This is a genomic window from Thermocatellispora tengchongensis (genome assembly GCF_014202315.1).
Classification (GTDB): Bacteria; Actinomycetota; Actinomycetes; order Streptosporangiales; family Streptosporangiaceae; genus Thermocatellispora; species Thermocatellispora tengchongensis.
Genome location: NZ_JACHGN010000003.1, coordinates 315024 through 327131 on the forward strand (window position 1 = coordinate 315024; position 12108 = coordinate 327131).

The following is a 12108-nucleotide window of genomic DNA, read 5'->3' on the forward strand; positions in this document are numbered from 1 at the left end:
GCGGGCGACGCGGCCGGGTCAGTGGGCGGCGGTGAGGTGGCGAGAGGAGCGCGACGTCTCCAGCGCCTCCTCATAGACGCGCAGGAGCTCGTGGCTGATCCGCTCGAAGGAGTAGCGGGACCGTACGCGGTCGGCCCCGGCGTAGCCCAGGGCGGCGCGGCGGGTCGGGTCGGCCAGCAGCTCGCGGGCCAGCCGGGCGGTGCGGGCGGGGTGCCCCGGGGGCACCAGCACGCCGGTCACGCCGTCGAGCACGGCGTCGAGGTGCGCGCCCACGGCGGAGGCGATCACCGGGACGCCGCAGGCCATGGCCTCCAGCGCCACCACGCCGGCCGCGGCCTCCTCGGGCAGCGACAACACCGCGTCGGCGCTGCGGATCAGCTTGGCGGCCGTGGCGGGCGAGACCTGGCCCAGGATGGTGACCCGGTCGTCCACGCCCACCTCCTTGGCCAGGATGCGCAGCCGGTGCGCCTCCATGTCGGTGCCCAGCCGCTCGGCCGGCGGGCCGCCCGCGATGACCAGCTCGGCGTCCGCGACGCCCTCCAGCGCGCGTACGGCGGTGTGGGCGCCGTGCTCCCGGCCGAGCGGGCCGATGTGGAGCAGCCGGGGCCGCTTGCCGCGGGCGGCGGCGGGACCGTGGCGGCGGTAGCGCTCGATGTCGATGCCGCAGGGCACGACGCAGATGTGGTGCCGGGGCACGCCGAGCCGGATCAGCTCCGACTCCTCATCGCCGCACCGGGCGATGACCGCGGTGGCGGTGCGGCCGAGGGCGCGCGCCAGGCGTACGCGCTTGGCGTCCTCGCCGACGGGCGCGCCGTGCTGCCAGATGGAGGGACCCAGGCGCGGCAGCGTCTGGGTGACGGGCACGTCCAGGCCGTCGGCGGCGGCGATGGCGGCCAGCCCGCCGGTCCAGGAGAAGGCGTGCACGATGTCGGGACGGTCGGACTCCCAGCGCCGGTGCAGCCGGGCGCCGAACTCGGGCGCGTACTTCAGCGCCTCGTCCTCGGGCAGGCTCTCCGCCGGCCCGGCGGGGACGTGCTCGACGGTCAGCCCGTGGGCGATGCGCGTCTTCGGCTTGCGTTCGGGAGAGTCGAGCCGGGCGTATATGGTCACCCGGTGCTCACGGCCCAGTTCGCGTGCGACCGCATAAAGGTGCGCTCGCTGGGCAGCGGCATCGGAGTGGTCGATGGTGTCGGTGGCGGCGTCGGAAGCGACGATGGCTATGTTCACTGCACACCTCGGGGAAGGAGCTGGGCATGCTGAATCGCCCGGTGATCCCTGGGTGTGCCTGTGTCTTAAGCACCCGCAGACGTATGTGACCATACCCTGCTTCGTGTCTTTGGCAAACCTCCTGAATCTCGGCGAATCCCCGTGTATCTAGCGAACCCGGAGCGCCATGATGACGATCTCGTCGTAGTAGCGCCCCTGCGAGAACGCGTTGCGGTCCTCCTCGATGGTCTTCACCACGGTGGCCGGCGGCTGGCCCACGCAGCGGGTCAGCACGTCGGTGAGGCGGTCCTCGCCGTACGCCTCGCCGCGCTCGTCGCGCAAGGCCACCAGCCCGTCGGAGTAGAACACCAGCGTGTCGCCCGGCGTCAGCGTCAGCTCCTCGGTGCTCATCTCGGCCTCGTCGTCGATGCCCAGCGGCACCCCGCCGCCCGTCGCGAAGCGCACGTTGCCGTCGGGCTGGAGCAGCGCGGCCGGGTGGTGGCCCGCCGAGGCCAGCATGATCCGCCGCCCCCGGTCCCTGGCCCGCACGAATCCCGCCAGCGCCATCACGAACATCCCGCTGCCCTGCATCAGCAGCGCCTGGTTCACCTTCCGGATGACCTCGCCGGGGTCGGACTCCCACACGCTCAGCACGCGCAGCCCGTTGCGCACCAGGGCGCTGACCGAGGCGGCCTCCTCGCCCTTGCCGCAGGCGCCGCCCAGGGCGAACCCCCAGCCGTCCTTTATCGGGAAGGCGTCGTAGAACTCCGCGCCCACCGAGCCAGGCCCGGAGCCGCTGTGGTAGATCGCCGCGGCCTCGAAGCCGGGGATGTCGGGCAGGTGCGCCGGCACCACGCTCGCCTGCAGGGCGTCGGCCGCCTCGCTCCTGGTCTGGAACGCCCGCTGCGCCTCAAGTTCCAGCCCCAGGTGCGCGCCGATCTCCTCCATCACGCCGAGGTCGGCCAGGGTGAACGGCTCGCGCCCGCTCTGCCGCACCAGCGTCAGCGCGCCCTGCACGCCGAGCCCCTTGGGGATCGGCACGCACAGCAGCGAGCCCGCGCCGATCGCGCGCAGCACCGGCGTGCCGTCGGGCAGGTCGCCGAGCGCGGTCTCGTCCTCCACCATCTCCTGCACCACGCCCGAGCCCTGCTCCATCACCCGGTTCACGATCGGGGTGGCCGCCGGGTCCAGGCGCTCGATCTGGCGCACCAGGCCGGTCACCGGCTCGTTCTGGGGGCCGTGCACCGCCGCGCGTACCAGGGGGGCGTCACGGATCACGTCGGCCAGCACCCAGTCGGCCGTCTCGGTGGCCAGCAGCCGCGTCGCCCGCGCCAGCGCCACGGGACGGCGCAGGCTCTCGCTGTCCAGCAGCAGCCGGCCCATCCGGGCCAGCAGCTCCTGCCGCCGCGCCGAGGCCAGCAGCAGCGCCGCGTCGGACATCTCCACCCGCCCGGCCGGCCGCTCCGGCAACTGCACCTCGGTGGGCAGCGCCACCGCCACCACCATGTCCAGCGGCTCGCCCGGCATGGCCAGCCGGGTGAGCACGAGCTGCACGGTGTGCGCCCGGCCCTGGTGCGCCAGCCGGGTCTGGAAGGCGGCGGGCTGCCCCGTACGCTGCACCGCGCTCAGGTGGGAGCGGAACGCCGCCCGCCGCGAGACGTCCACCAGCAGCGGGAACGGCCGCCCGACCAGGTAGCCCGCCGGGCTGCCCAGCAGCCGGGAGGTCTCGGCGTTGATCCGGCGCACCACGCCGCCGCTGTCCATGATGATCACCGGCACCGGGAAGGTGCGGAAGATCTGCCGCATCAGCTTGTGCTCGCGCTGAGATCCGCCCTCGCGGGCGCTGGACCTCCGCGAGACCTTGCGCAGTTCGGCCAGCGCCGTGCCGAGGAGCTCGGCGGCGGTGTCGAGCTCCGCGAGTGCCGCGTCAAGTGTGGGCCCCAGGTCGCCCGGGTAGGTGGCCCTGGCCTCACGCAGGGAGGACACCCGGGCGCCCAGGTCGCCCAGGGCCTGCTCCAGCGTCGGCAGCCCGTTCACGTCGGTCAATGCACGTCCTCACGAGCGATGGAACCGTTCATGTGTAGACGCTACGCCACATGCCGGGACTCATCGATCCGGGGAATAACCTTAGAGGGAGGGGAAGGGGACCTCGTGCCGCCTCGTGAAGTTGAGAAGACAGAGCTGATACGCCCTGTCCTGGTGCGGGACCTCGCTGCCCTGGGCAGGGTGACCGGCGAGACGTCCAGTGAGTCCGTGCTGCGCGGGCTCGTGGCCACGCTCGTCAGCGGCGTGCCCGGCTGCTCCGGCGGCTCGGCCGAGCTGTGGATCGACGAACGGGTCCTGCTCACCGCCTCCCACAGCGAGCTGATCGCGCTGGCCGAGAGCGAGGCGGAGGCCCACGAGGGACCCGCCACCGAGGCCCGCGCCACGCGCTCCATCGTGGTGATCGGCGACGTCTTCCACGAGCCGCGCTGGCCCGGCTACGCCGGCATGGCCACCCGCTGCGGCGTCCGCTCCGCGGTGATCATGCCGATCGCGGTCGAGCCCGCGCTGCTGCTGCTCGGCCTGTACTCCGTGCGCCCCAACGCCTTCGGCGCGCGGGCGGTGGTCCCGCTCGCCGAGATGCTGGCCGAGCAGGTCGCGGTGGCGCTGGGCAACATGTGGGACTTCGACGAGGTGCGCACCGACGCCGCCCAGATGCACGAGGCCCTGGCCGGCCGGGCCGTGATCGACCAGGCCAAGGGCATCATCATGCAGATCAGCGGATGCACCGCCGACGAGGCGTTCGACGAGCTGCGCCGCGTCTCGCAGCACCACCAGGTCAAGATCGCCGACCTGGCCCGGCTGCTGGTCAGCGAGCACCAGAACGGCAACGGCAGGTCCGGCACGCTGCCCTGGAACTGAGCTCCTGGAAGCCGGCCCCGGCCGCCCGGCTCAGGAGCCGAAGGCGGCCAGGGCGTCGTCCAGGGTGTCGTACAGCGGCAGCCGCTGCGCCAGCCCCGTCACCCACATCACCTTCGTCTTGGCGTACTGCACCCCCACCAGCGCGAACCTGCCGCCGGAGGAGACGCTGCCCTGCCAGTGGTGCACGATCAGCCCGAGCGCCCGCGAGTCCATGAACGACACCTCGCTCAGGTCGAGGATCATGTCGGGACCGTGCACCGCCGCCGTCTCGGCGAGATGTCCGGCGAACTGCTCGCGGGTCGTCGCGTCGAGGACGCCGTCCACCCTGACCACCACGATGTCCCCCGCGAGGTCGGAGGTCAGCCGCAACGCCTCCGACGCCTCGCCGTTCTCCGGCATGCCCACCACTCGCGCCTCCTCGCCACCGAGCCCAATGGCGCACAGCGCCAGCCCACACCATGGGCCAAGAGCAACCTTACTGTTACCTGGAAGGCAGCAATACTCTCGAAATCGGGGGAATGCTCCATCCCAGAGGTCCAGCAGAGCGGCCTCGTCTCGAAGATCGCGTGAGACGTGCTCGTCTGCATGGGCTTTTGCCGGACGGCGCGTCTGCGTACCCATATGAGGAGCAGCGATGGCCGTCCGAGACTCTGTGCGTGAGATCACTGAGATGACCGCCGAGGAGCTTCTGGCCGAGGCGGCCCGCCACGACGTGGACGACACCCGCAAGGAGCGCCTCCGGGAGCGCATCGTCGAGATGCACCGGCCGCTCGCCATGGAGATCGCCCGGCGGTACCGATACCGGGGGGAGCCGCTGGAGGACCTGCTCCAGGCGGCGTACGTCGGGCTGATGAAGGCGATCAACGGATTCGACCCCGCGCTCGGCAACGCCTTCCGCGGCTACGCCGTCGTCACCATGACCGGCGAGGTCAAACGGCACTTCCGCGACCGAACCTGGGCGATCCGGGTGCCCCGCGTCTACCAGGAGCGCCGCTCGGAGCTCAACCGGCTCGTCGGCGACCTCAGCCAGGAGCTCGGCCGCTCGCCCACGGTCGCCGAGCTGGCGGTCAGGATGGGCATCAGCGAGGAGGACGTCCTGCTCACGCTGGACGCCTCGGCCGCCTACAGCACGCTCTCCCTCGACGCCCCCCTCGGCACCGACGACGACGCCGCGGCCCTGGGCGACGTGATCCCGGAGGACGACGACGCGCTCGGCACCCTCGTGGACCGCGAGGCGGTCAAGCCGCTGATCGACGAGCTGCCCCCGCGCGAGAAGAACATCCTGCTGCTGCGCTTCTTCGGCAACATGACCCAGGCCGAGATCGCCGCGGAGTTCGACATCTCGCAGATGCATGTATCGCGCATCCTGAGGAAGGTACTGGACGGGCTGCGCGCGGAACTGGTGGGCGGCAGGACGTGAGCCGGCCGGCCCCCGCGGGGGCCCGATGACGAGCGAAATGGCGGATGGCAGAGTAGTGTGCCCCAAACGGGGCACCGAGGAATCGGGGGCACGGGTGAATGGAACGGGCGGCGACGGAAAGGCGGGCACGGCAGGCGCGGCCGGAAGGCGCGGATTCACATGACACAGGCAGGGAAGTGGACGGCATCCTGACCGTCCACATGGCACATCCCCTGGCGGGAGGCGCATCCAGGGTGAACGAGGACACGGTTCCTCCGGCACGCTTCGTGCCCGGCGCCGAGCCGCGGTTCGCGGTCGGCGCCGAGAGCACGTCCGGCGGAGGCGGGGTCCGCGAGTTCACCTTCCGCCTGGCCGACCTGCCCGCCGTACGCGACTTCGCCGCCTCCTGCGCGCGCAGGCTCGGCTACGACGAGGACTTCATCAACGACTTCCTGCTCGCCATCAACGAGGTCGCCACCAACGCGGTGACCCACGGCGCCGACAAGGGTGAGATCCGCATCTGGCCCGGCGGCGAGCGGCGCCTGTTCGTCGCCGTGCACGACAGCGGCCGGTGGGCGCCCAAGGGCACCCCGGGCAGCACCCCGCCCGCCCCCAACGCCACCAGCGGCATGGGCCTGTGGGTGGCCAGGAAGCTGGCCTCCTCCATCACCTTCGCGACCGGCTCCACCGGAACCACGGTGACGATGGGATTCGAGGCATAGCACACCCCACCACCATGTTTAGCCCCAGGCAGCACGGTTACTTGCGAGGTCGTGACTGCGCAAATGGGAACATGGATCGCACGGGGAGCATGCCGGGACCACGATCCTGAGATCTTCTTTCCGATCGGGCTGATCCCGGCCCCCGGACAACTGGAGACCGCGCGCCGCATCTGCGGCGGCTGCCGCGTACGCGCCGAGTGCCTCGACTACGCCCTCACCACCGGCCAGGCGGCCGGCATCTGGGCGGGCACCACCGAGCCGGAGCGCCGCGCGATGCGAGGGGAGGCGCTGCATGAGGCACCCACCTGAGCCGCCCGAGGGCTCGTCGGCGGAGCCGGAGATCGAGCCGGACTTCGCGGAGGAGCACACGCCGTCCGCGACCGACCCGCCCAACGCGCGTCCCGACGACGACGAGCCGGACGAGCGCTGGGACGACCCGACGGGAGTCTGACCACATGACCCGCATCCTCATCGTCGGCGGCGGCTACGTCGGCATGAACGTCGCCCTCCGCCTGCAGCGCAGGCTCCGCCACCACGCTGAGATCACCATCCTGGACGCCGACTCGTACATGACCTACCAGCCCTTCCTGCCGGAGGCGGCGGCGGGCAACCTGGAGCCCCGGCACCTGGTCGTGCCGCTGCGCCAGGTCCTGCACCGGTGCCGCATGCTCAACGGCTGGGTCGTCGGGGTGGACAGCGAACGGCGTACCGTGCGGTTCCGGCCGCACCAGGGGGAGGGCTACGACCTCCCGTACGACCTGCTGGTGTACGCGCCGGGCTCGGTCTCGCGGCTGCTGCCCGTCCCCGGCCTCGCCGAGTGCGGCATCGGGTTCAAGACCGTGGAAGAGGCCATCCACCTGCGCAACCACGTGCTCGCCCAGCTCGACCTGGCCTCCTCCACCCGCGACGAGGCCATCCGCAGACGGGCGCTCACCTTCGTCTTCGTCGGCGCCGGGTTCGCCGGCGTCGAGGCGCTGGCCGAGCTGGAGGACATGGCCAAGGACGCGTGCAGGTACTTCCCGGCGGTGGACGCCGCCGACATGCGCTGGATCCTCGTCGAGGCCACCGGGCGCATCCTGCCCGAGGTCGGCCCGGAGATGGGCGCCTGGACCCTGGAGCAGCTACGCCGCCGCGGCATCGACGTCCGCCTCGACACCCGGGTGAGATCGGCCGAGAACGGCCGCGTCGTCCTCGACGACGGCGACGAGTTCGACACCGACACCCTGGTGTGGACCGCCGGGGTGCGCCCGCACCCCCTCGTCCGCGCCACCGACCTGCCCCGCGACGACAAGGACCGGGTGAAGGTCACCCCGCACCTTACCGTGGTGGGCAGGCCCGAGGTCTTCGCGGCCGGCGACTCCGCCGCCGTGCCCGACCTGACCCGGCCCGGGGAGCTGTGCGCCCCCAACGCCCAGCACGCCGTGCGCCAGGCCCGTACGATCGCCGACAACATCGTGGCCCGCCTGCGGGGCCGCCCGCTGCGCGAGTACCGCCACGCCTACGCCGGCTCCGTCGCCAGCCTCGGCCTGCACAAGGGCGTCGCCCAGGTCTACGGCGTGAAGCTGCGCGGCCCGCTGGCCTGGCTCACCCACCGCAGCTACCACCTCACGCGCATCCCCACCGTCAACCGCAAGGTGCGCGTCCTGGTGGACTGGACGCTGGCGCTGTTCTTCCCGAGGGACATCGTCTCCCTCGGCGCGCTGGCCGAGCCCCGCAAGGAGTTCGAGTTCGCCGCCGGCGCGCCGGACGGCGCGAAGACGGGCACGCAGGACGGCACCGAGACGACCGTCCCCCGCCCCGCCGGCGCCCGCTTCTGAGGCCGCTTCCGACGCTCCTGAGCGACGCTCGTGAGTGACGCTTCTGAGCGACGCTCCTGAGTGACGCTTCTGAGCACGTCTGAGCACGCGACTCGGGCGGGTCCGCACCCGCGGCCCCGCCCGAGTCCCTCGATCCCCGTGATGCGCCGCACCGGCGGATTCCCGCGATGCGCCGCCACCGACGGGTCACCGCCGCGCGCGTCCGCGCCAGTCGCTCCGCCAGGTGCGGAAGCTCGCCGTGCCCACACCGGCCTGGTGCAGGGCCAGCAGCAGCAGGCCCAGCAGCAGGAACGTCGTGCCGGTGATCCCGGCGCCCAGACTGGCGCCGAGCAGGTCGAGCAGCAGCCCGAGTCCGAAGATGATCGCGGCGACGATTGCCAGCATTTGGATTCACCTCCTCCCGAACTGCGAGAACTCAAGCAGCCGCTCCAGGACCGACCGGTACTCGCGCAGCGTCAGCCTGAGCTGCTCGGTGTCCGCGCGGTCTCCGCCCTTCCAGCGGTCCTGAAGCCGCTGCGCGCGCTCGTTCAGGTTGGCGGTCAGCTCGCTCACCATCTCGTCCAGCAGCCCGTCCGCGCGCTCGACCGCGGCCCGCGGGTCGTCCACGAACGCCACCTGCACCTCGTGCCAGCGCCGCAGGATCTCCTCGGCGTCCCGGCCGAACAGGTTCCACGCCTCCGAGCCGGGCGCGTGCGCCCCGGCCCCCGTCGCGGTCCCGGGCGCGTCGGGCGCCGTCCCCGGCGTGTCGGCCGGGGCCTCGTGCACGGCCTCGTCGTGCACGGCGGCGGCCTCGCGCTCGCGCGCCTGCGCCTCGTCGGCGGTGTCCCCGGGGGCGGTGGTGTCGTCGGGGGCCGTGGTGTCCCTCCCGGTCGTGGGGTCCGCAGGGGCATGGCCGCCGGCGTCCTCGCCGAGCTCATGCCGCACCTCGCCCGGCGTGTCCTCGGGCAGGCTCACGTGTTCCTCGTCGCGCTTCGCGGCGTCCTCGGCCGCCTCCGGCCCGCCGTACACCGGGCCGGGCCCCGGCAGCGGCGCGACATGCTCGCCCGGCACCGCAGGCGTGTCCGTAGTGCCCTGAGTGTCGCGAGTGTCCCGGCTGTCCCGGGCGTGCGGCGCGTCCGGGGCGCCCGAGGCGTCCGAGGCGTCCTCACGCGGCCGGGGCACGACCAGCTCGTCCCGCTGCTCCTTGTCCTCGTCATGCCGGACGTCGTTCCGGACGTCGTGCCGGGGGTCGTCCCGCCCGCGCAGCAGGTCGACGTCCCTGCCGTCCTCGTCGTATCGCCGATCCATGTGCGCTCACCGTCCTCGCGGGTCGCGGTCGGCCGGACGGCCGCCCGCGTACTGCTCGCGCCGTACGGAGCCGTCGGCCTCGACGTCGCCGCGCGCCTCCCGCACGGCGGGGGCCGTCCGGTCCTCGCGGTCCCCGGCCGGCCGCACGGGCGTGTCGTCGTTGACGCGCTGCGCCGGGACGGCGGCGTCCCGGGTGTCCGGGACCGCCAGCAGGTCCTCGAACAGCGCGCGGTAGTGCACCATCGCCTGGCGCAGCTCCTCGGTGGACGCCTGCCGGCGCACCGCCCTGCCGCTGATCTCGTGGGCCCTGCGGTAGTGGTCCAGCGTGCGGCTGTGGTCCACGGAGAGCACGGACAGCCGCTCCTCGAAGCCCTCCGTGGGGTAACCGCGCTGCGCCATGACCGCGGTCACGAGCTGATCGGCCTCGGTCACCGCGAAGCCGGGGGCGTCGACGAAGCGCTCCTGCACCGCCGTCCACTTCGCCGCGTACGCGTCGCGGCTCTCCTTGTCCAGCGGCTTGATGTCCAGCTCGGCGTAGCGCTGCTCGCGGGCGCGCAGCTCCTGCTCCGCCTCGCGGCGGCTCTCGCTCTCCCGCACCGCGCGTTCGTATTCGGGGCCGAAGCGTTCGCGAAGGCGATGGCGGCGTTGCTGCTGCAGTACGACGTAGCCCACTGCGCTCAGCGCCGCCACCGCGGCGATGACGACGGCCACCCAGATCAGGGTCTCGGTGGACATGTCCTGCCTCCGGTTCGATGTGTTGTTCCGGTGCCCGCGCACTGCCCTGGGCGGGGCTGTCGAAACCGGAGGAGGTCAGGTGCCGGTCAAGGGGGCGTAAGGGCTCGATCCCGGGGTAGTGGCCGCCTGATCGAATGAGGAGGAGATCCGAGATGGGATTTGGTGCCAGCCTGACGTTCATCGCGATAGGCGCGATCCTCGCCTTTGCCGTTAAGTGGGACGTGCCGGGGATCGACCTGCAACTGATCGGGTGGATCTTCATGGGCGTCGGCGTCGCCGGAGGCGTGATCACCCGCCTGTACACGCGCAGGCCCGGCGAGGACGAGACGATCGAGGTGATCGAGCCCGACGTCCTCTACACCGCCGACCCCGCCCCCGAGCACCACGCGCACGCCCACAGCACCGCCCCGCACGCCCACACCACGGCCCCGCACGTGCACGCGCACGGAACCGACCCCCGCCACGCCCGCGACGGCGACACCCGCGCCGTCCACCGTGTCTCCCACGTGGACGACCCCCACCGGGCGCCCGAGGACCCCACCCGCCCCCAGTTCCGCGACGGCCCGGTCTGAGACCCTGCCCGAAGGCCCGAGGACCCGAAGGCCCGAAGGCCCCGCGAAGGCCCCCCGAAGGCCCGAAGGCCGACGGCCTGATGTGAGCGTCCGATCTGAAAGCCCGGCCCGAAGACCACCCGTGAAATCCCGGCCCGAAGGCCCGGCCTGCCGGAAGGAGGCCCCTCAGCCCTCTTCCTCGCCGTCCCCCATGGCCCGCAACGCGGCGGCGAGCACCCCGGCCACGTGCGACCGCCCGTCCTCCCCGGCCGGAACCTCCGTGAAGCCCGTCGCCGGGTCGTAGCCGACGTCCAGCCCGGCATCGACCAGCCGCCGCGCCCAGCGGACCGCCGTGTTCACCTTCTCGGGCGGCAGTTCCCGCCCCTGCGCCAGCGCCGACAGGTTGCGCAGGTTCGTGGCCGGCCCCGACTGCGCGTGCGCCCGCTCCAGCTTCCACGGGATCGCCGCCCGATGGTCGAGCATCGCCTTGCTCAGCCCCGCGGCCCGCTTGGCCTGCAACACCCCCGACTCCGACACCCCGAAGTGCGCCGCCAACTCCTTGACCGACCATCCCTCACCCACCAGCCGGGCCAGCTCCTCCCGCTCCACCCGCGCCTTACGCCCCATCTCCGGCCCTTCCCCCCATGGACTCGCCGCTCCGGGAACCTCGTCCCGCCCATCCTCTCCCCGGCCGCGCGCGGAGGCAGATCGAGGGGTCCGTTGCTCGTGGTAGGGTTTCTATCGCGTGGCCGCCCCGAGAACAAACCGGGGCACACACGCGGCGGGGTGTGGCCCAGCTTGGTCTAAGGCGCCTGACTGGGGGTCAGGAGAGCGGAGGTTCAAATCCTCTCACCCCGACCATTTCAAAGCCCGGATCGCACGATGTGGCGATCCGGGCTTCGCTGCTGTCCGCCCACTGTGGCGCCCATTGGTCCAGGGCGCCTGACTGGGGGTCAGGAGAGCGAAGGTTCAAATCCTCTCACTCCGACCACTTCATTAGTGTCCGTCGGGTGAGGCCACTGGCCGGTGGGCGGCACCTGGACCGATGAACAACTCGTCGCGGCGATTGCCGCGGCTCGGTCCTGGCGCGGCGTCCTGCGCGCGATAGGGCGCGACGACAGCTCTGCGCGCGATAGGGCGCGACGACAGCTCCGCGGGCGTGGGGCGGGGCATGAAGCGCCGCGGAACCAGGGCTCGGCACCGGCCACTTCAGCGGGCGGCGGCTGGTCCGGCGCGCGGGTGCGGCAGGCCGTGCGGGGCGGCACGACGTGGGCGGAGGTGCTGGGCGAGCCCGGCGTCCGCCACGGCGCGGAGTTCCGGGCAACGCGTACGGCGGGTACGCGGCCCGGCTCGGGCTCGGCCCGGCTCAGGCTCGGCCCGGCTCGGGCTCGGCCCGTCCCATCGGCAGGCGCCGTCACCCCCGTGCCGGAGGCCGGCCCGCCCGGCATGGCCCGACTGCGGGACGCCGCACAGTCGCTACGCCGGCC

At 72.7% G+C, this 12108-nt stretch carries 14 protein-coding genes and 1 tRNA gene; 8 read left to right on the top strand and 7 right to left on the bottom strand.

Annotation, left to right across the window (positions count from 1 at the left end; all coding sequences use genetic code 11):
- Window positions 1–18: 18 nt before the first annotated feature.
- Entirely contained in the window at window positions 19–1227 is a 1209-nt protein-coding gene (locus tag HNP84_RS07775; RefSeq protein WP_312924097.1) for a glycosyltransferase, read from the bottom strand.
- A gap of 147 nt (window positions 1228–1374) precedes the next feature.
- The gene (locus HNP84_RS07780) at window positions 1375–3243 is read right to left on the bottom strand and encodes a SpoIIE family protein phosphatase (RefSeq protein WP_312924186.1); all 1869 of its coding nucleotides are present in this window, start codon (window positions 3241–3243) and stop codon (window positions 1375–1377) included.
- Window positions 3244–3405: 162 nt separating this feature from the next.
- On the opposite strand from HNP84_RS07780, the gene HNP84_RS07785 reads away from it, so the two are divergent.
- Window positions 3406–4110 carry an ANTAR domain-containing protein gene (locus HNP84_RS07785; protein WP_312924098.1) on the top strand — a complete coding sequence of 235 codons (705 nt, stop codon included), beginning with the start codon at window positions 3406–3408 and terminating at the stop codon, window positions 4108–4110.
- Window positions 4111–4140: 30 nt separating this feature from the next.
- Here HNP84_RS07785 and HNP84_RS07790 read toward each other — a convergent pair whose 3' ends face one another.
- Complete coding sequence (locus tag HNP84_RS07790; protein ID WP_185049014.1) at window positions 4141–4509, bottom strand: STAS domain-containing protein; 369 nt, start codon at window positions 4507–4509, stop codon at window positions 4141–4143.
- A 235-nt stretch (window positions 4510–4744) separates the two neighbouring features.
- On the opposite strand from HNP84_RS07790, the gene HNP84_RS07795 reads away from it, so the two are divergent.
- The 5 genes from HNP84_RS07795 to HNP84_RS07815 all read left to right on the top strand — a co-directional run bounded on the left by HNP84_RS07795 (window position 4745) and on the right by HNP84_RS07815 (window position 8048).
- Window positions 4745–5530 carry a SigB/SigF/SigG family RNA polymerase sigma factor gene (locus HNP84_RS07795; RefSeq protein WP_185048699.1) on the top strand — a complete coding sequence of 262 codons (786 nt, stop codon included), beginning with the start codon at window positions 4745–4747 and terminating at the stop codon, window positions 5528–5530.
- Between the two features lie 233 nt (window positions 5531–5763).
- A complete protein-coding gene (locus HNP84_RS07800) occupies window positions 5764–6231 on the top strand; it encodes an ATP-binding protein (RefSeq protein WP_185048700.1) in 468 nt (155 codons plus the stop codon).
- Between the two features lie 63 nt (window positions 6232–6294).
- Window positions 6295–6540 (top strand): WhiB family transcriptional regulator, encoded by a 246-nt coding sequence (locus HNP84_RS07805; RefSeq protein WP_185048701.1) that lies wholly within the window; start codon window positions 6295–6297, stop codon window positions 6538–6540.
- Entirely contained in the window at window positions 6524–6682 is a 159-nt protein-coding gene (locus HNP84_RS07810; RefSeq protein ID WP_185048702.1) for a hypothetical protein, read from the top strand. Before HNP84_RS07805 ends, HNP84_RS07810 begins: the two co-directional genes overlap by 17 nt.
- Window positions 6683–6686: 4 nt before the next feature.
- Window positions 6687–8048 carry an NAD(P)/FAD-dependent oxidoreductase gene (locus HNP84_RS07815; RefSeq protein WP_185048703.1) on the top strand — a complete coding sequence of 454 codons (1362 nt, stop codon included), beginning with the start codon at window positions 6687–6689 and terminating at the stop codon, window positions 8046–8048.
- A 186-nt stretch (window positions 8049–8234) separates the two neighbouring features.
- Here HNP84_RS07815 and HNP84_RS07820 read toward each other — a convergent pair whose 3' ends face one another.
- The 3 genes from HNP84_RS07820 to HNP84_RS07830 are packed head-to-tail and all read right to left on the bottom strand — an operon-like array spanning window position 8235 to window position 10070.
- Window positions 8235–8432 carry a hypothetical protein gene (locus HNP84_RS07820; RefSeq protein ID WP_185048704.1) on the bottom strand — a complete coding sequence of 66 codons (198 nt, stop codon included), beginning with the start codon at window positions 8430–8432 and terminating at the stop codon, window positions 8235–8237.
- A gap of 6 nt (window positions 8433–8438) precedes the next feature.
- Window positions 8439–9335, bottom strand: a complete 897-nt coding sequence (locus HNP84_RS07825; protein WP_185048705.1) for a hypothetical protein — start codon at window positions 9333–9335, stop codon at window positions 8439–8441.
- Between the two features lie 6 nt (window positions 9336–9341).
- Window positions 9342–10070, bottom strand: a complete 729-nt coding sequence (locus tag HNP84_RS07830; RefSeq protein WP_246517917.1) for a hypothetical protein — start codon at window positions 10068–10070, stop codon at window positions 9342–9344.
- A 152-nt stretch (window positions 10071–10222) separates the two neighbouring features.
- Here HNP84_RS07830 and HNP84_RS07835 point away from each other — a divergent pair, with 152 nt between their 5' ends.
- Complete coding sequence (locus tag HNP84_RS07835) at window positions 10223–10642, top strand: DUF6458 family protein (RefSeq protein ID WP_185048706.1); 420 nt, start codon at window positions 10223–10225, stop codon at window positions 10640–10642.
- A 165-nt stretch (window positions 10643–10807) separates the two neighbouring features.
- On the opposite strand, the gene HNP84_RS07840 is transcribed toward HNP84_RS07835, so the two are convergent.
- The gene (locus tag HNP84_RS07840; RefSeq protein ID WP_185048707.1) at window positions 10808–11248 is read right to left on the bottom strand and encodes a hypothetical protein; all 441 of its coding nucleotides are present in this window, start codon (window positions 11246–11248) and stop codon (window positions 10808–10810) included.
- Window positions 11249–11403: 155 nt separating this feature from the next.
- Here HNP84_RS07840 and HNP84_RS07845 point away from each other — a divergent pair.
- Window positions 11404–11482 (top strand) — tRNA-Pro (locus HNP84_RS07845).
- The last annotated feature ends 626 nt before the right edge of the window (window positions 11483–12108 follow it).